Source organism: Stenotrophomonas mexicanensis, assembly GCF_032911605.1.
In the GTDB taxonomy this organism is placed as follows: domain Bacteria; phylum Pseudomonadota; class Gammaproteobacteria; order Xanthomonadales; family Xanthomonadaceae; genus Stenotrophomonas; species Stenotrophomonas maltophilia_A.
Genome location: NZ_JAWJTG010000027.1, coordinates 15,643 through 31,694, shown reverse-complemented (window position 1 = coordinate 31,694; position 16,052 = coordinate 15,643). Strand labels below are relative to the sequence as shown.

Annotated in this window: 20 protein-coding genes and 1 other RNA gene; 8 read left to right on the top strand and 13 right to left on the bottom strand. The window is 66.5% G+C overall.

Going from position 1 to position 16,052, the window contains the following annotated elements; translation table 11 throughout:
• Nucleotides 1-27: 27 nt before the first annotated feature.
• Complete coding sequence (locus tag R1L06_RS12910) at nt 28-711, bottom strand: hypothetical protein (RefSeq protein WP_279912595.1); 684 nt, start codon at nt 709-711, stop codon at nt 28-30.
• Nucleotides 712-819: 108 nt separating this feature from the next.
• Between R1L06_RS12910 and R1L06_RS12905 the strand changes: the two genes are divergently transcribed.
• The 3 genes from R1L06_RS12905 to R1L06_RS12895 all read left to right on the top strand — a co-directional run bounded on the left by R1L06_RS12905 (nt 820) and on the right by R1L06_RS12895 (nt 3,707).
• Nucleotides 820-1,638, top strand: a complete 819-nt coding sequence (locus tag R1L06_RS12905; RefSeq protein ID WP_071228178.1) for an SDR family oxidoreductase — start codon at nt 820-822, stop codon at nt 1,636-1,638.
• Nucleotides 1,639-1,731: 93 nt separating this feature from the next.
• Nucleotides 1,732-2,724 (top strand): YiiG family protein, encoded by a 993-nt coding sequence (locus tag R1L06_RS12900; protein ID WP_317217885.1) that lies wholly within the window; start codon nt 1,732-1,734, stop codon nt 2,722-2,724.
• Between the two features lie 32 nt (nt 2,725-2,756).
• Entirely contained in the window at nt 2,757-3,707 is a 951-nt protein-coding gene (locus R1L06_RS12895; protein ID WP_049460660.1) for a YiiG family protein, read from the top strand.
• Between the two features lie 65 nt (nt 3,708-3,772).
• On the opposite strand, the gene R1L06_RS12890 is transcribed toward R1L06_RS12895, so the two are convergent.
• Nucleotides 3,773-4,645, bottom strand: a complete 873-nt coding sequence (locus tag R1L06_RS12890) for an ion transporter (protein ID WP_032128376.1) — start codon at nt 4,643-4,645, stop codon at nt 3,773-3,775.
• Between the two features lie 63 nt (nt 4,646-4,708).
• On the opposite strand from R1L06_RS12890, the gene R1L06_RS12885 reads away from it, so the two are divergent.
• Complete coding sequence (locus R1L06_RS12885) at nt 4,709-5,935, top strand: acetylornithine transaminase (RefSeq protein ID WP_006467246.1); 1,227 nt, start codon at nt 4,709-4,711, stop codon at nt 5,933-5,935.
• Between the two features lie 48 nt (nt 5,936-5,983).
• On the opposite strand, the gene R1L06_RS12880 is transcribed toward R1L06_RS12885, so the two are convergent.
• Nucleotides 5,984-6,586: an HAD-IA family hydrolase gene (locus R1L06_RS12880; protein WP_317217884.1), complete on the bottom strand. Its 603-nt coding sequence runs from the start codon at nt 6,584-6,586 to the stop codon at nt 5,984-5,986.
• A gap of 123 nt (nt 6,587-6,709) precedes the next feature.
• Here R1L06_RS12880 and azu point away from each other — a divergent pair, with 123 nt between their 5' ends.
• Complete coding sequence (azu, locus tag R1L06_RS12875) at nt 6,710-7,159, top strand: azurin (RefSeq protein WP_049460658.1); 450 nt, start codon at nt 6,710-6,712, stop codon at nt 7,157-7,159.
• Nucleotides 7,160-7,264: 105 nt separating this feature from the next.
• On the opposite strand, the gene hemL is transcribed toward azu, so the two are convergent.
• Both hemL and thiE read right to left on the bottom strand, forming a co-directional pair.
• Nucleotides 7,265-8,554: a glutamate-1-semialdehyde 2,1-aminomutase gene (gene hemL, locus R1L06_RS12870; protein WP_317217883.1), complete on the bottom strand. Its 1,290-nt coding sequence runs from the start codon at nt 8,552-8,554 to the stop codon at nt 7,265-7,267.
• A gap of 16 nt (nt 8,555-8,570) precedes the next feature.
• Complete coding sequence (gene thiE / locus R1L06_RS12865; protein ID WP_317217882.1) at nt 8,571-9,197, bottom strand: thiamine phosphate synthase; 627 nt, start codon at nt 9,195-9,197, stop codon at nt 8,571-8,573.
• Between the two features lie 34 nt (nt 9,198-9,231).
• Between thiE and R1L06_RS12860 the strand changes: the two genes are divergently transcribed.
• On the top strand, nt 9,232-9,456 hold the full coding sequence (locus tag R1L06_RS12860) for a rubredoxin (protein ID WP_080291769.1): 225 nt from the start codon (nt 9,232-9,234) through the stop codon (nt 9,454-9,456).
• A 59-nt stretch (nt 9,457-9,515) separates the two neighbouring features.
• On the opposite strand, the gene R1L06_RS12855 is transcribed toward R1L06_RS12860, so the two are convergent.
• From R1L06_RS12855 to R1L06_RS12820, 8 genes are all read right to left on the bottom strand, one after another.
• Nucleotides 9,516-10,361, bottom strand: a complete 846-nt coding sequence (locus R1L06_RS12855; RefSeq protein ID WP_110713505.1) for a SirB1 family protein — start codon at nt 10,359-10,361, stop codon at nt 9,516-9,518.
• 144 nt (nt 10,362-10,505) lie between these two features.
• Nucleotides 10,506-10,949, bottom strand: coding sequence for a DUF192 domain-containing protein (locus R1L06_RS12850; RefSeq protein ID WP_317217881.1), 444 nt, complete (start codon nt 10,947-10,949; stop codon nt 10,506-10,508).
• A 21-nt stretch (nt 10,950-10,970) separates the two neighbouring features.
• On the bottom strand, nt 10,971-11,618 hold the full coding sequence (rpiA, locus tag R1L06_RS12845; protein WP_006389802.1) for a ribose-5-phosphate isomerase RpiA: 648 nt from the start codon (nt 11,616-11,618) through the stop codon (nt 10,971-10,973).
• 22 nt (nt 11,619-11,640) lie between these two features.
• Nucleotides 11,641-12,120 carry an EVE domain-containing protein gene (locus tag R1L06_RS12840; RefSeq protein WP_032128370.1) on the bottom strand — a complete coding sequence of 160 codons (480 nt, stop codon included), beginning with the start codon at nt 12,118-12,120 and terminating at the stop codon, nt 11,641-11,643.
• Nucleotides 12,117-12,710 carry a 5-formyltetrahydrofolate cyclo-ligase gene (locus R1L06_RS12835; RefSeq protein ID WP_317217880.1) on the bottom strand — a complete coding sequence of 198 codons (594 nt, stop codon included), beginning with the start codon at nt 12,708-12,710 and terminating at the stop codon, nt 12,117-12,119. The genes R1L06_RS12840 and R1L06_RS12835 overlap by 4 nt, the downstream gene beginning before the upstream one ends.
• A gap of 83 nt (nt 12,711-12,793) precedes the next feature.
• Nucleotides 12,794-12,979: non-coding RNA, 6S RNA (gene ssrS, locus R1L06_RS12830), on the bottom strand.
• A gap of 152 nt (nt 12,980-13,131) precedes the next feature.
• Entirely contained in the window at nt 13,132-13,428 is a 297-nt protein-coding gene (locus tag R1L06_RS12825) for a cell division protein ZapA (protein ID WP_005410899.1), read from the bottom strand.
• Complete coding sequence (locus R1L06_RS12820; protein ID WP_005410898.1) at nt 13,425-13,646, bottom strand: TIGR02449 family protein; 222 nt, start codon at nt 13,644-13,646, stop codon at nt 13,425-13,427. The genes R1L06_RS12825 and R1L06_RS12820 overlap by 4 nt, the downstream gene beginning before the upstream one ends.
• Before the next feature lie 154 nt (nt 13,647-13,800).
• Here R1L06_RS12820 and R1L06_RS12815 point away from each other — a divergent pair, with 154 nt between their 5' ends.
• Together R1L06_RS12815 and R1L06_RS12810 are read left to right on the top strand one after the other, a co-directional pair.
• Nucleotides 13,801-14,349, top strand: a complete 549-nt coding sequence (locus R1L06_RS12815) for a YecA/YgfB family protein (RefSeq protein WP_032128368.1) — start codon at nt 13,801-13,803, stop codon at nt 14,347-14,349.
• A 5-nt stretch (nt 14,350-14,354) separates the two neighbouring features.
• A complete protein-coding gene (locus R1L06_RS12810; protein WP_317217902.1) occupies nt 14,355-15,677 on the top strand; it encodes an aminopeptidase P N-terminal domain-containing protein in 1,323 nt (440 codons plus the stop codon).
• Nucleotides 15,678-16,052: the final 375 nt, after the last annotated feature.

Genomic DNA, 16,052 nt, shown 5'->3' with positions numbered 1-16,052 from the left:
GGCTCGGCTCTATAGGGGGCAGTGGCTTTACGGCGTCGCCGGCACCACCTGCTGGCCAATGAAGTTGCGCTTGGCATCGAAGTCATAGGCGATCTGCAGCTGCCCCACGTCCGGGCAGGCGTGGCAGTCGCGCAGCGGCGTGCGGTACAGCAGGCGGATGCCGCCGTTCTCCAATGGCGAAGCGCCGGCCGATTGTGCCGGTGCGAACGGCGTGGCTTGCGGGTTGGCCTTCAGCAGCTCCTGCACAGTGGGGTCGGCACGCAGGGTGTCGTCCAGCTGCACCGCATCCACGTCGATGCGCTTGCCACCGGCATCGACCAGTCGCGTGCCTTCATTGGTGTTGGCGCGGAACGGATACTCGACCGTGGCAATGCCCAGTCCTTCGTTCTCGTGCCAGGCGGTCACATAGGCCAGCTCACCGCCGCTGGACAACTGCTCGGCGGCGGTAACGGCATCGGTACTGGCGCCACCGGCGCGCATCGCATCACGCAGGCAATCGCGGGTCGCAGCATTCTCGCCCTGGCGGCAGGCGTTGAGATCGCCATCCCAGACCACCGCCTCGCTCCAGCGCATCTTGCCGTCGGCGGCGGCCTTCTCCGCGCTGGGCGCGTCACCGGCGGGCGGCTCCTTTCCGGGTTCCGGCGAACGGCCCTGGCAGGCGGTCAGCAGGGCAAGCCCCAGGGCAGGCAGCAACAGGCGGGAACGGCGCATGGCGTGGACCTCGTGCGTTGTCTGGAGGCCCGAGTATCGTCAAGGGCGGGTGAACTCCGCGTCGGCGCGGCATACTAGCGGCTCATTGCATACGCTGGAGTGTGGAACGTGGGCAGTCTGCAGGGCAAAACGCTTTTCATCACTGGTGCCTCGCGCGGCATCGGCCTGGCCATCGCACTGCGCGCTGCGCGCGACGGCGCCAATGTGGCCATTGCAGCCAAGTCGTCGGTGCCGAACCCGAAGCTGCCGGGCACCATCCATACCGCGGCCGAAGCGGTAACGGCGGCTGGCGGCCAGGGCCTGGCCCTGAAGTGCGACATCCGCGAGGAAGAGCAGGTGCAGGCGGCGGTGGCGGCCACGGTCGATACCTTCGGTGGCATCGACATCCTGATCAACAACGCCAGCGCGATCTGGTTGCGCGGCACGCTGGATACGCCGATGAAGCGTTTCGACCTGATGCAGCAGGTCAATTCGCGCGGCAGCTTCCTGTGCGCGCAGGCCTGCCTGCCGTACCTGCTGCAGGCGCCGAACCCGCATATCCTGACTCTGGCGCCGCCGCCGAGCCTGGAGCCGAAGTGGTGGGCACCGCACACCGGCTACACGCTGGCGAAGATGGGCATGAGCTTCGTCACCCTGGGCCTGGCCGCGGAATTCGGTCCGCAGGGCGTAGCGGTGAATGCGCTGTGGCCGCGCACGGTCATCGCCACCGATGCGATCAACATGATTCCGGGCGTGGATGCGGCCGGCTGCCGCACGCCGCAGATCATGGCCGATGCCGCGCATGCGGTGCTGGTGCGCGAAGCGGCAGGCTTCCACGGCCAGTTCCTGATCGACGATGAAGTGCTGGCGCAGGCCGGTATCACCGATCTTTCGGGCTACGCGGTGGATCCGTCGCGGCCGTTGCTGCCGGATCTGTTCCTGGATTGACCGCGCGTCGCCGGAAGAAGCCGAGGGCTGCGACCCTCGGCCTGCTGCGCTAGAATGCGTCGCTGTAATCGTTTTCAACAAGGATGTGAGCACATGTCACGCACTCTTTCCGTCGCGGCGCTGGCCGCTTCGCTGTCGTTGATCCTGGCCGCCTGCGGTGGCAAGGCACCCGTAGCTGCGGGCGGCGCCGTTGCCTCCGGCACGCCGGACGCCAGCACGGTCCCGTCCGATACACAGCAGCAGTTGACCGCCAAGCTCAACGCCTACATCGGCTGCTTCAACGCGCTGGATTCGAAAACCCACGGCAGCATCCAGTCCTACACGCGCTGGATCAAGGATGTCGACGCTGGCCCGACCGGACGCGAGACGCACGTGTACGGCCCGTTCGAGATCAGCGACTACGACATGAAGCAGTGCGACGCCCCGGTGACCGAGGCGATCGCTGCCAAGCCGGCGCTGGCCGAACTCGATGCGGCTGCAGGTCACTACCAGCAGGCGCTGAAGGCGCTGGTGCCGGTCAGCAAGGACGCGCATGACTACTACGATCGCCAGGACTACGAAGACGACCAGTTCGCCAAGGGCAAGCAGCTGCACGCGCCCTTGATGGCCGCCTTCAAGAATTTCGTGGCCGCCAGCGAAACGTTCAATGCCGAGCTGGAGCGCCAGAACGACGCCGCCCAGCGCGAGCAGCTCAACACGCTGGAACAGGCCGAGGGGCGCACGCGCGAGTACTACCGTCTGGCGATGATGCTGGAAGCCAAGGCGATCATGGATCTGATGAGCGAGGATGATTTCGATCAGGCCAAGGCCCGCGAACGCCTGGATGCCTTCAACCGCATTTCCGATGAAGCGCACGCCAAGGTTGCCGACCAGGAGCCGGGCAAGTCGGACTGGGAAGGCTTCGAACGTGGGGCCGAGAATTTCCGGCGCGAAGGCAAGGAGCGGCTGCAGCGCGTCAGCGAGAAGAAGCCTTACACCGATTTCGAACGACGCATGCTTGATTCGCCGTCGATGGCGCCGCGTGGCTCTGCCAACAAGCTGATGCAGGAGTACAACACGCTCGTTTTCCAGAGCAACCGCCAGTGACCGGCGCGCCAGCACCCATGCGAGAGACCATGATGACTTCCTGTCTGCGTATCGTGCCGCTGCTGCTGATCGGCGCTGTGGCTGGCCTGAGCGGCTGCAACAAATCGGCAGGGTTGTCGCTGGCCGACCCCAGCCTGGAGAAGGTGAACGCCTACATCGAGTGCTACAACGGCGTTGAACAACCCATTCACGAGGGTTTCCAGACCTACACCAGCTGGATGAAGGACCCTGAAGCCGGCCCGACCGGCAAGGAAGCGCAACCGCGTTCGCCCGGGAAGGTGCTGTCGCACCGCGTCGAGTACTGCGGCCAGCCACTGACCGACGCGCTGGCGAAGACCCCGGCCTTGCCGATGGATGGCCCCGCGCGTGACTATCAGCAGGCCTTCCAGGCATTGAACACCCTGGTCGAGCGCGCCGATGGATACTTCACCCGCGAGGATTATCGTCGTGATGGCGGTGAAGGGATGCGCAGCCAGCATGCCCCGCTGATGCAGGCCTATGCTGATTTCTTCAAGGCCAGCGAAGCGATGGATGTGGCGCTGGAAAAGAACGAGAACGATCGCCGTGCCGCGCAGCTGAAGCAGATCGAGGAGAGCGAAGGGCGCTCGCTGGCCTACTACCACCTTCGCCTGCTGGGCGATGGCAAGCTACTGGCCACGGCGTTCCAGGACGACGCACCGGATGTTGCGGCGCTGCGCGTGCAGCTGGCTGACTATCAGGCACTGGTGACGGAAATCCAGAACGGCGGTGTCGGCAAGGACGACCCGATGTGGGGCCACGTGCAGCGTTCGGCGGACAAGCTGGTGCGTACTGCGGGACGTGGCGTCGAGCGCCTGGAGCAGCACAAGCCGATCACCGCCGAAGCGCTGGCGGCAGAGCGGAAGGCGTCGGGCAGTTGGCTCACCACCGACCCGGAAGGAGCGCAGTCAACGATCCTCGCCGCATACAATGATCTGGTGACCACCAGCAACCGCATGCGGTGAGCAACGGCACACGCATCCATGCGTAACCGCCGAGAGGTAGTGCCGGCCGCTGGCCGGCATGTGCCTCAATGGTTGAACGCATCCGGCAGCTTGCCGCCGCACTTGCGGCAGTGCAGTGCATCTGGTTCATGGCCTTCCAGCCCACAGTCCGGGCAGCCGCGCGCATCGCGGCGCGCGGCCTGCTCGGCTTCACGCATGGTGCTGGCCAGTTCGGCGGTATAGATGCCGGTGGGCACGGCGATGATGCTGTAGCCGATCAGGATCAGCACCGAGGTGACGAAGCGGCCGAGCACGGTCTGCGGCACGATGTCGCCGAAGCCGACCGTGGCCATGGTCACCACCGCCCAGTACATGCTGGCCGGGATGTTGGTGAAGCCGTGTTCGGGGCCCTCGATCACGTACATCAGCGCACCGGCGATGATGGTGATGGTGATCACCGTGAACAGGAACACCAGCACCTTGCGCCGGCTGCGCCACAGTGACGTCATCAATACGCCGCTTTCCTCGATGTAGCGGGTCAGCTTGAGGATGCGGAACACGCGCAGGATGCGCAGCGCGCGCACCACCAGCAGGCTCTGCGCGCCGGGGATGAACATCGACAGGTAGGCGGGCAGGATCGACAGCAGGTCGATGATGCCCCAGATGCTCACCGCGTAACGCAGCGGGCGCTTGACCACCGCCAGCCGCAGCAGGTACTCGGCGGTGAAGATGATCGTGAAGCCCCATTCCAGGATGTACAGTCCGGTGGACCATTCGGCATGCAGGTGCTGCACGCTGTCGATCATCACTACCAGGATGCTGGCGATGATCGCTACCACCAGGATCAGGTCGAAATTGCGCGAGGGGCGGGTGTCATGGCGGTAGATGATGTCGAACCACCGACGGCGCCAGCCGGTCTCGGTGGCGGGGTTCAGCTGGGGGGCGGAAAACGGTCGCATGGGCGCATTGTGCCGCAGGGGTTCCGGCGCGAGAATGGGGATTCCTGAACCCTGCCGACTGCCATGACCGCCGCTACCGATCCGCTGATCTCCCTTTCGCACTATTACCTGCCGGTCTACAAGCCCCGCCAGGTGGTACTGGAGCGCGGCCAGGGCGCCCGCGTGTGGGACAGCCAGGGCCGTGAGTTCATCGACCTGGCCGCCGGCATCGCCGTGTGTGGCCTGGGCCACAACGACCCGGACCTGGTCGCCGCGCTGGTCGAGCAGGCCGGCAAGCTCTGGCACACCAGCAACGTGTTCTACAGCGCGCCGCCGTTGCACCTGGCCGAGGAGCTGGTGAAGGCCAGTCGCTTCGCCGAGCGCGTGTTCCTGTGCAACTCCGGCGCCGAAGCCAACGAAGTGGCGATCAAGATGGTCCGCAAGTGGGCCTCCAGCCAGGGCCGCCCGGCCGACAAGCGCGTCATCATCACCTTCCGCGGCAGCTTCCACGGCCGCACCATGGGCGCGGTGACCGCCACCGCTCAGCCGAAGTACCAGGAAGGCTACGAGCCGCTGCCCGGTGGCTTCCGCTACATCGATTTCAACGATGAGGTGCAGCTGGAAACCGCGATGGCCGCCGGCGACGTGGCCGCAGTGATGCTGGAGCCGATCCAGGGCGAGGGCGGGGTGATGCCGGCCAAGTCCGGTTTCCTCAAGCGCGTGCGCGAACTGTGCGACCAGCACAACGCACTGCTGGTGCTGGACGAGATCCAGGCCGGCATGGGCCGCACCGGTACTCTGTTCGCGCACTGGCAGGACGATGTGGTGCCGGACATGGTCACCCTGGCCAAGGCGCTCGGCGGCGGCTTCCCGATCGGCGCGATGCTGGCCGGCCCGAAGGTGGCTGAGACCATGCAGTTCGGCGCGCACGGCACCACCTTCGGTGGCAACCCGCTGGCGGCCGCAGTCGCGCGCGTGGCGCTGCGCAAGTTGGCCTCGGCGGAGATCGCCGCCAACGTCAGCCGCCAGTCGAAGGCGCTGCGCGATGGCTTCGCCCGCATCAACGACGAGTTCGGTGTGTTCAGCGACGTGCGTGGCCGTGGCCTGATGCTGGGCGCGGTGCTGAGCAAGGACTTCGCCGGCCAGGCCGGTGCGATCCTCGACCACGCCGCCGAGCAGGGCCTGCTGACCCTGCAGGCCGGCCCGGACGTGCTGCGCTTCGTGCCGTCGCTGAACATCACCGACGAAGAAGTGGCCGAAGGCCTCAAGCGCCTGCGCGCGGCGATTGCCGCGTTCATCGCCGCGCGCTGAATCTGCTGAGGTCGGATCCCTCTCCTGCGGAGAGGGCTCTGACCCCGATCAGCTCACCGCGTAACGCTTCAACACCTTGCCCAATCCCCGGCCATCGCGCACGGTTTCCGCGTGCAGGCCGGCGGCGCGTGCGCCGCGCACGTTGGCGAACAGGTCATCGACGAACAGCGTGCGCGCAGGTGCCACGCCGAGTACCTCAAGCGTGCGCAGGAAGACTTCCGGCGCCGGTTTGCGCAGGCCGAAATCGGCGCTGCAGAACACGCGGTCCTGCAGGGCAGGGAACAGTTCCGGTAGCAGGGTGGGCAAGGCCTGTTGCATCAGCGCGCCGTTGTTGGTCAGCACTGCCATCGGCAACTTCAGGGCCTGCAGCCGCTGCAACACGGCAGCCTGCGGATGGCTGGCGGCCCGCCGCGCCGCGGTCCAAGCAGTCACATCGACCGTCGTGCCTAGAAGCTCTCCTAGCTGCGCCAGATAGGCCGGGCCATCGAGCGTGCCATCGTCATGTGCCGCTTCCAGCCCGCTGTCGTACAGCGCGGCCTGCACGGTTTCCGGCGCGACGTCCAGCGCCTGCGCAAGGTGCAGCACGCGCTGCGCGCGCTGGTAGTGCACCAGCACGCCATCCACATCCAGCAGCAACAGGTCGATCGGCATTGGTCGAGCATGCCATTGCAGTGAACACGCGGGAAACCCTGGAGCAGCCATGCGACAGACGGTCGCAGACGCGGCCGCAGGGGCCTGCCTAGAATGGCGCTTGAATCCGCTGGAGATGCAACGATGAAGGCTTGGATGGTGGCAGTGGGACTGGGCGCGCTGATGCTAGCGCCGTCGGCGATGGCGCGGGTGTGTGCGGTGAGCATCGACAGCACCGACCAGATGAGCTTCAGCAGCCGCGAGATCAAGGTTGCCGCTGATTGCACCGCCGTGGATCTGACCCTGCGCCACACCGGCAAGCTGGCCGCTACCGCGATGGGCCACAACTGGGTGCTGACCCGCAGCGCGGATTACCAGCCGGTGGCGATGGCCGGCATGCGCATGACCCTGGCCGACAGCTACCTGCCGAAGGCCGACAAGCGCGTGCTGGCGCACACCAAGGTGATCGGCGGTGGTGAAACCGCGCGCGTGCGCTTCTCTACCCAGGGCCTGCAGAAGGGTGGGGATTACACCTTCTTCTGCTCGTTCCCCGGCCACTTCGCGATGATGAAGGGCAAGTTCGTCTTCGGTTGATGCCCTGTGTAGAGTCGAGCCGTGCTCGACTGCTCTGTGCCAACCAAGGTTGGCATCTACCAGATGCGGCAGTGCCAACCGAGGTTGGCACCTACCAGAGCGGGCTCAGCCCTTGGCGGCCTTGAATGCCACGCGTGCGGCGGCCAGCGTCGCTTCGATCACCGCATCATCGTGCGCGCTGGACAGGAAGCCGGCCTCGTACGCCGACGGTGCCAGGAACACGCCCTGGTCCAGCATCGCGTGGAAGAAGCGGTTGAACGCCGGGATGTCACAGGCAGTGGCCTGCGCATAGGTCTCCACTTTTTCACTGGTGAAGAACAGCCCGAACATCGCGCCCACGCAGGTGGTGGTCACGACCACGCCGGCGTCGGCGGCGGCCGCTTCCAGGCCGGCACACAGGCGCGCGGTGCGCTCGGCCAGGTCGGCGTGGAAACCCGGCTGCTGGATCAGTTCCAGCATCGCCAAGCCGGCGGCCATCGCCACCGGATTGCCGCTCAGCGTGCCGGCCTGGTAGATCGGGCCGGCCGGGGCGATCTGCTGCATCAGTTCGCGGCGGCCGCCGTAGGCACCCACCGGCATGCCGCCGCCGATGATCTTGCCGAAGGTGGTCAGGTCCGGGGTGATGCCGTAGTGCGCCTGCGCGCCGCCGAGGGCGACGCGGAAGCCGGTCATCACTTCGTCGAAGATCAGCAGCGCGCCGTGCTTCGTGCACAGTTCGCGCAGGTGCTGCAGGTAGCCGTCGCGCGGCGGGATGCAGTTGGCATTGCCAACCACCGGTTCGATGATCAGGCCGGCGATGTCGTCGCCCTGCTGCTCGAACAGTGCAGCGGCCGCTTCGAAATCATTGTAGGGCAGGGTCAGGGTCAGTTCGCTCAGGCCGGCCGGCACGCCGGGCGAGGTCGGCACGCCCAGGGTCAGCATGCCGCTGCCGGCCTTGACCAGGAACGAGTCGCCGTGGCCGTGGTAGCAGCCTTCGAACTTGACGATGCGGTTGCGGCCGGTGGCACCGCGCGCCAGGCGGATGGCCGACAACGTAGCCTCGGTGCCGGAGTTGACCATGCGCACCATCTCGCACGACGGCACCAGGCGGGTGATGGTCTCGGCCATGGTCACTTCGGCCGCGCAGGGCGCACCGAAGGACAGGCCATTGTCGATCGCCTTCTTCACCGCCTGGCGCACCGCCGTGTGGTTGTGGCCAACGATCATCGGGCCCCAGGAGCCGACGTAGTCGATGTAGCGGTTGCCGTCGACGTCGTAAAGGTAGGCACCGTCGGCGCGCTCGACGAAGAACGGCTCGCCGCCGACCGACTTGAACGCGCGCACCGGCGAATTGACGCCGCCCGGCAACAGTTGCTGGGCGCGGGAGAACAGGGCGTGGGACTGGTCGTGGTTCATGCGGATTTCCTGGGCATTACGCGAACTGGGCGAGGTAGGCGCGCTGGACCGCAACCGGGTCTTCGGCGGCGAACACGCTGCTGACCACGGCGACCAGATCGGCGCCGGCGTCGATGATGGGACCGACATTGTCCGGCGTCAGGCCGCCGATCGCCACCCGCGGCACGCCCAGTGCGGCGCTTTGCCGCAGCAGGTCGGTATGGGCGCGGCTGCTGGTGATCTTGGTGGTGGTCGGGAAGAACGCGCCGAAGGCCACGTAGCTGGCGCCGGCGGCCACGGCCTGCTCGGCATTGGCCAGCTGGTCGTAGCAGGAGGCGCCGATGATGGCCTCGGCACCAAGCAGCGCGCGCGCGCTGGGGATGTCACCGTCGGTGCCGCCCAGATGCACGCCGGCGGCGCCGACCACCTTGGCCAGCGCCGGGTCGTCGTTGACGATCAGCGGCACGCCGTGTTCCGCGCACAGCGCCTGCAGGGCGGTGGCCTGCTCCCGCCGCAGCGCGTCGCTGGCGGTCTTGTTGCGGTACTGCAGCCAGGTGGCGCCCGCGGCCAGCAGCGGCGCGGTGCGGGCCAGCAGGCGCGCGGTATCGGGCTCGTCCGGGGTGATCAGGTAGACGCCGCGGGGCGCCGGGGAAGCAGAAGTCATCGATGGCTACCGGTGAGTGGGCCGCGATGGGACAATGGCGGCCCGTGAATCCAGCCTTGATTATCCGATGAGCGATGCCACCCCCACCACCTTGCGTACCTGGATGTGCGTGGTCTGCGGCTTTCTTTACAGCGAAGCGGAAGGCTTGCCGGAAGAAGGCATCGCGCCGGGGACGCGCTGGGAAGACATTCCCGAGACCTGGACCTGCCCGGATTGCGGCGTGACCAAGGCCGATTTCGAGATGGTCGAGGTCGATTGATGGCGGGGCCTGCAGGCCCTTCTGTGGGTGCGGACCGTTGGTCCGCACACCGGACACCCTCAATGCAGCCGCGGCATCGGCCCACCGAGGTCGATCAGCTTCTCGCGCAGCCACTGCGCATCGCTGGCTTCCGGGTTGCGCTTCAGATACTGCCCCAGGTCATGCCGGGCACCGGCCAGGTACTCCAGCTGCAGGTAGGCCAGGCCGCGATCACGCAGCGCGTCGTCCTGCTCCGGGGCCAGCTTCAGCAGGCGGTCGGCACTGCGTGCGGCACGGTCCCATTCGCCCGCTTCGGCATACACACCGTGCAGGTTGCGCAGCATCCGCATCAGGATCGCGCGCGCCGGCGCCGGATCGAGGATCTGCGCCAGCACCTGGTCGTCGGGCATCTGCCCGCCCAGGTGTGACTTGGCCCGCTCGCGCAGTTCGTCCACGTCCAGCGGGCGGCCGCCATTGAATGGATCCATCACCAGCACACCGTCGTCCACCGGCAGGCGCACCAGGAAGTGGCCGGGGAAGGACACGCCGTCGAGCGGGATTCCCAGCCGGCGCGCGACTTCCATCTGCACCAGTGCCAGCGAGATCGGGTTGCCCAGGCGGCGCTCGAATACCTGGTTGAGGTAGCTGTTGCGCGGGTCGTAATACTCGTCGTGGTCGCCGCTGTAGCCCAGTTCGTCGAACAGGTGGCGGTTGATCGCCGCCATCTTCAACGGGCTGTTGTCGATGCTGTCCACTTCCGAACGGAGGTGGTCGACATGGCTCTGGATCAACGCGTCGTAGGTGGACGGCTGCAGATCGGGGTATTCATCGCGCGCGATCAGCAGCGCGGTCGGCAACAGTGGCAGCGCCTCGTCTTCGAGGTCGGCCAGTGCATCCCAGTCGGGGAGTGAGATCTGGTCCTGCATGACCACAGACTGGCGGCAATTGCAGGCGGTTTCAAGCGGTGTCGCGTGAAAAATCCGGAGGTCAGATCCCTTTCGCGTGCGAAAGGGATCTGACCCCTGCAGGGTTGCCGGCCAGCGGCCGGCACTACCGCGGGCAGAACCCTGTTACTCGATGCCTGGGCCGAATTTCAGCTCCGTGCCGTCCTTCAGCTTGAGCTTCTCGGCCTGACCGGCGTTGAGCTCCAGCACATAGCGCGCCGGTCCACCGCTGGGGTAGGGCGGGCACATGTCGCCGGCCGAGCACGGCGGCACATCGCGCTGCTGGCTGACCAGCTTGCGCTGGCTGTCGAAGTACAGGATGTCCAGCGCAAGCTTGGTGTTCTTCATCCAGTACGCCTGCATTTCCTCGCGGTCGTGGATGAACAGCATGCCGTGATCGGCGGCCATCTGGTCGCGGAACATCAACCCGCGCGCACGGGTTTCATCGTTGGTGGCCAGCTCGACCTGGTAGCGGGCGCCATCCAGCTCGACCCAGTGGCGGGCCGCGTCGGTGGCACAGCCGGTCAGGGCCAGCAGCGGAAGCATCAGCAGCGAACGCAACAGCGACATCGTCAGGATCCTTCGGAAGGGTCAGAGCACGACCGGCGGCTCACCACCGACGATCACCACATCGGCGCGGCGGCGTGCGAACAGGCCCACGCAGACCACGCCCGGCAGCTGGTTGAGCTCGCGCTCCAGCTTTTCCGGATCGGTGATCTGCAGGTTGTGGATGTCCAGGATCTGGTTGCCGTTGTCGGTGACCACACCTTCGCGCCAGGTCGGCTGGCCGCCGGTCATGTCGCGGATCTGGCGGGCGACCAGGCTGCGCGCCATCGGGATCACTTCCACCGGCAGCGGGAACTTGCCCAGCACCGGCACCTGCTTGCTCGGGTCGACGATGCAGATGAAGCGCTCGCTGGCCTCGGCGATGATCTTCTCGCGGGTCAGTGCGGCACCGCCACCCTTGATCAGGCACTTGTTGGCATCGCACTCATCGGCGCCGTCCACGTACAGCGACAGGTTGCCGCTGTGGTTCAGCTCGATCACCTCGATGCCGTGCTGCTTCAGGCGCGCGGTGCTCTGTTCGGAGCTGGACACGGCGCCCTTGATGCGGTGCTGGATGCGGGCCAGGGCATCGATGAAATAGGCCACGGTGGAACCGGTGCCGACACCGACGATCATGCCGTCTTCTACATACTCGATGGCTTTCTCGGCGGCCAGGCGCTTGGCTTCGGACATGGGAGAACTCTCAGGCAGGGAATCAGGATTTCTTTTCCAGCGACAGCAGCAGCTTCCACTGCGCGGCGGTCACCGGGAACACCGACAGGCGGTTGCCCTTGGCAACCAGCGGGAAGCCTTCGCCAAGCTCTTCGGCGTGCAGCTTGATCTCGTCCAGCGCGATCACCTGCTTGAGCTTGCGGTCGAAGGCCACGTCCACCAGCATCCAGCGCGGGTTCTCGCGCGTGCTCTTGGGGTCGTGGTAGTCGGATTTCGGGTCGAACTGGGTGTCGTCCGGATAGGCCGGGCTGGCGACCGTGGCCAGGCCGACGATGCCGGGCACCTTGGTATTGGAGTGGTAGAACAGGATGCCGTCGCCCACCTGCATGCCATCGCGCATGAAATTGCGCGCCTGGTAGTTGCGCACCCCGTTCCAGGGTTCGACCTTGACCTTGGCCAGGTCATCGATGGAGAAGGCGTCCGGTTCGGACTTCATCAGCCAGTAGCGCTTGCGGGCGGTCATGCGTTCACGGGGGCAGCGGAGGGGAACAGGGGGCCGTCTTCGGTGCAGATCGCATCCACCGGCACGTCCCACGACGCCACCGGCAAGGACTCGACCTGCTGCACCGCGAACGCAGCGCCGACCAGCCAGGGCGGCGCCGGCCGATCGTGGCGGAAGGCGAAGCTGCGATCATACCAGCCGCCCCCCATGCCCAGCCGCCGGCACTGTGTGTCGAAGCCCACCAGCGGGGCCACCACCAGCGCCATCTGCGCCGGTTCCAGGGTGTCTTCCACGGCCACATCCGGCTCGGGGATGCCGTAACGGTTGCTGGTCAATGCTTGCCCGGGCCGCCATGGCGCGAAGCGCAGCGTGTCGCCGGCCAGCACTGGCAGGCAGTAGGTGAGTCCTTCGGGCAGCTGCAGCTGCCAGCGGTGCAGGGCGATTTCGCCATCCAGCGCCCAGTAGCCGGCCACGGCGCCTTCGCGCGGGGCGAAGGGCAGGGCCAGCAGGGCATCGGCAAGCGATTCAGCGGCGGCGATGCGCTCAGCGGCGGAAAGGTCGCGGCGGCGTTGCCGCAGGTCGTGGCGCAGGGCCTGGCGCGGGTCGGTCATGGCAGCGTGCGGCAAGGATCAGCCGTCATTGTGCCGGAAAGAACAAGGGCGACGCCCGAAGACGCCGCCCTTGCTGGAATATTGCATTCTCCGCAATGTCGATGCATGCGAAACGACCTTGAACCCGGGGGCTCAAGTGGGAACGCTGGAGAACCATCGGGCTTCCCGCTACAAGGCGGACCTGCACTCCCGGCGCTGTCGCGCTCCCGGTGTCGTTCTTAAGGGACAAGGCGAATGTTTGCACATGCCGTCGAGTACCGCAGAGAACGCGTGGCCATTATAGCCAGCACGCAGGTTCTGGATAGGCCGTTCGTCGGCAACAGTCCGTGCCAATTCAGATATGAGAAAAGGGGACGGAGGGGATTAAGACGTTTCCAGCGCAGAAGGGGCGAATGCGCCTTGATCCCCTCCGTCCTCTCTTCTATGGGGTGCCGTCGATCGCGCGGTCCAGACGCCGGTTCAGGTCGGCCAGCGTCTGCTGCAGCGCCACCGCCTGGCGGGCGTTCTCGTCGCGCAGCAGTTGCAGTTCATGGGCCAGGTTCAACGCCGCCAGCACGGCGACGCGGTCGACCGCGGCCATGCGGTTGCTGCCGCGGATCTCGCGCATGCGCGCATCGAGCAGGCGCGCGGCGGCCATCAGGCTGTCGCGTTCATCGCCGCCGACACCCACGGTGTATTCACGATCGAGGATGCGGACACTGACCGGTTCGGCGCTCATGTGTGCTGCTCCAGGGATTTGAGCCGGCTGATCATTGCTTCCACCCGCGAGCGTGCCTGCTCGTTCTTGGCCAGCAGCGTGGAACGCTCGGCCACCAGCTGTTCCTGCTGGTGGCGCAGGCTGCGGTTCTCCTCGGCCAGGCGCTGGTTGCGTTCAAGCAACGCTTCCACGCGGGCAGCGAAGTCCTGCAGCTGGGCAAGGGGATCGGCGGGTTCCATACGGGCACGATAGGCAAGCCGGGTAAGGGCGGTCAAGCGTTGTCGCAGCAAGGCCTGACGGTCGCAGAGAGGATGCCGTCGGGTTGCTACACTACGGGGTCTCACGGGCGCGCGCGTGCGCGCCCCGGGTTTCCTTTTCCGAACGAGCCGCACGATGACCGAACTTCCCTCCGTCGACGACGTTACCCGCGCCAGCCAGGAACTGGGCCTGGGCGCCACCGCTGCCGAGCTGCACGGCGCACTGTGCGGCTGGCTGGCCGCCGGTGGTGCCCCCGGCAATGATTGGCCGGCGCGTGTGCTGGCCGACGACAACCTGCCGCCGGTGGCCGCCGACAGCGTGCTGGGGCAGCTGCTGCAGGTCACCATCAAGCAACTGGAAGACCGCGATTTCGCCTTCGAACTGCTGCTGACCGATGGCGACGACGTGTCCGCGCAGGCTGATGCCATGTTCAGCTGGACCCGTTCCTTCCTGGGCGGCTTCGGCCTGGGCAGCGGCGGCCGCCGCCCGACCCTGTCCGAAGAGGGCGAAGAAGCGCTGACCGACATGGCCAGCCTGGCGCGTGCCTCCAGCGAAGATTTCGAGGCCGGCGGCGATGACGATGACGAAGCCCTGTCCGAGATCGAGGAATTCATCCGCGTGGCGGTGTTGCTGCTGCACGGTGACGTGGTGCTGGCCTCGCGCCATCGGCAGCGCCTGAACTGATGGACATCAAGCAGCGCACCGGCATCGCGGCCGGCGAATACAAGCGTCGCCGCCGCCAGCTGATGGACATGGCCGGCGAGGATGCGATCCTGGTGCTCCCCGCCGCGGCCGAGAAGGTGCGCAGCCTCGATACCCATTACCCGTTCCGGCAGGATTCGGACTTCCAGTACCTGAGCGGCTTCCCGGAACCGGAGGCGGTGCTGGTGCTGATCCCGGGGCGACGCCACGGCGAGGCCATCCTGTTCTGCCGTGAGCGCGACGCCGAGCGCGAAGCCTGGGACGGCAATCGTGCCGGCCAGGAAGGTGCGGTGGCGCAGTACGGCATGGACGATGCGTACCCGATCGACGATCTGGACGACATCCTGCCGGGCCTGCTGGAAGGGCGTTCGCGCGTCTATTACCACTTCGGCCGCGACGCCGATTTCGACCTGAAGCTGATCGGCTGGGTCAACCGCGTGCGTTCGCAGGTGCGCCACGGCGCGCAGCCGCCGCATGAGTTCCTGGAGCTGGGCCACCTGCTGCATGAGCAGCGCCTGTTCAAGTCCGGCGCCGAAGTGGCGCTGATGCACCACGCCGCGCAGATCAGTGTACGTGCGCATCTGGCAGCAATGAAGGCGGCCAGGGCAGGCATCCACGAGTACGAACTGCAGGCGGAGCTGGAACGCGTGTTCCGCGCCAACGACGCGGTGCCGGCCTATTGCAGCATCGTCGGTGCAGGTCGCAACGGCTGCATCCTGCATTACCGCGACAACAACGCACGTTCGCGCGATGGTGAGCTGGTGCTGATCGACGCCGGTGCCGAATACCGCGGCTATGCCAGCGACATCACCCGCACGTTCCCGGTGAACGGCCGCTTCAGCGCCGAGCAGCGCGCGCTGCACGATCTGGTCGGTGACGCGCAGGCCGCGGCACTGGCCCAGGCCAAGCCGGGCGTGGCCTACGAGATGGGTCACCTGGCGGCGGTGCAGACCCTGACCGAAGGCCTGCTGCGGCTGGGCCTGCTGAAGGGCACGCTGGAAAAGAACCTGTCCGAGGGCCTGTACCAGCGTTTCTACCGGCACAAGACCGGGCACTGGATCGGCATGGACGTACACGACGTGGGTGACTATCGCCTGGCCGGCGATTCGCGGCTGCTGGAGCCGGGCATGGCGTTCACCATCGAGCCGGGGCTGTACATCGGCGTGGACGATACGACGGTGGAACCGCGCTGGCGCGGTATCGGCATCCGTACCGAGGACGACGTGCTGATCACCGATGACGGGCATCGCGTGCTGACCGAAGGCCTGGCGCGCAGCGCCGACGAGATTGAAGCGGTGATGGCGGGGTAACGGGTTTCGGCAGGGCTTGCAGCCCTGCACCTGCTGCAATCAACGGCAACGTCAAAAGCCGAAGCGGCATTCCGTGGGAGGGCGGGGCACTGTGGGTTTGCGGGGACGCCGCAAGTACGTCCCTGTAGGCTTGGTCGCCGCATCCATGCGGCTCACACCCGCAAACCCACAGTGCCCCGCCTTTGACAGGTTCAGGCGGCTGTTGGTGGGTGCCGACCGTTGGTCGGCACATCTGTCAGATATCGAATGAATCATCCACGCATGGCGTGGATCTACTGGCCACTGCGGCCGTTGGAACGCGCGGCTGTTGGTAGGTGTCGACCTTGGTCGACACAGAGCGAGCGTAGCGAGCGACCCGCTTCTGCTTTTCTTTTT

Coding starts and splice junctions, on each gene's coding strand:
- azu (WP_049460658.1), top strand. CDS start 6,710: ATGAAGGCTTGGATGGTGGCAGTGGGACTGGGCGCGCTGATGCTAGCG.
- R1L06_RS12895 (WP_049460660.1), top strand. CDS start 2,757: ATGACTTCCTGTCTGCGTATCGTGCCGCTGCTGCTGATCGGCGCTGTG.
- thiE (WP_317217882.1), bottom strand. CDS start 9,197: ATGACTTCTGCTTCCCCGGCGCCCCGCGGCGTCTACCTGATCACCCCG.
- hemL (WP_317217883.1), bottom strand. CDS start 8,554: ATGAACCACGACCAGTCCCACGCCCTGTTCTCCCGCGCCCAGCAACTG.
- R1L06_RS12855 (WP_110713505.1), bottom strand. CDS start 10,361: ATGCAGGACCAGATCTCACTCCCCGACTGGGATGCACTGGCCGACCTC.
- R1L06_RS12835 (WP_317217880.1), bottom strand. CDS start 12,710: ATGACCGACCCGCGCCAGGCCCTGCGCCACGACCTGCGGCAACGCCGC.
- R1L06_RS12910 (WP_279912595.1), bottom strand. CDS start 711: ATGCGCCGTTCCCGCCTGTTGCTGCCTGCCCTGGGGCTTGCCCTGCTG.
- rpiA (WP_006389802.1), bottom strand. CDS start 11,618: ATGTCCGAAGCCAAGCGCCTGGCCGCCGAGAAAGCCATCGAGTATGTA.
- R1L06_RS12850 (WP_317217881.1), bottom strand. CDS start 10,949: ATGTCGCTGTTGCGTTCGCTGCTGATGCTTCCGCTGCTGGCCCTGACC.
- R1L06_RS12890 (WP_032128376.1), bottom strand. CDS start 4,645: ATGCGACCGTTTTCCGCCCCCCAGCTGAACCCCGCCACCGAGACCGGC.
- R1L06_RS12820 (WP_005410898.1), bottom strand. CDS start 13,646: ATGGAACCCGCCGATCCCCTTGCCCAGCTGCAGGACTTCGCTGCCCGC.
- R1L06_RS12900 (WP_317217885.1), top strand. CDS start 1,732: ATGTCACGCACTCTTTCCGTCGCGGCGCTGGCCGCTTCGCTGTCGTTG.
- R1L06_RS12885 (WP_006467246.1), top strand. CDS start 4,709: ATGACCGCCGCTACCGATCCGCTGATCTCCCTTTCGCACTATTACCTG.
- R1L06_RS12825 (WP_005410899.1), bottom strand. CDS start 13,428: ATGAGCGCCGAACCGGTCAGTGTCCGCATCCTCGATCGTGAATACACC.
- R1L06_RS12840 (WP_032128370.1), bottom strand. CDS start 12,120: ATGACCGCCCGCAAGCGCTACTGGCTGATGAAGTCCGAACCGGACGCC.
- R1L06_RS12860 (WP_080291769.1), top strand. CDS start 9,232: ATGGCGGCCCGTGAATCCAGCCTTGATTATCCGATGAGCGATGCCACC.
- R1L06_RS12815 (WP_032128368.1), top strand. CDS start 13,801: ATGACCGAACTTCCCTCCGTCGACGACGTTACCCGCGCCAGCCAGGAA.
- R1L06_RS12880 (WP_317217884.1), bottom strand. CDS start 6,586: ATGCCGATCGACCTGTTGCTGCTGGATGTGGATGGCGTGCTGGTGCAC.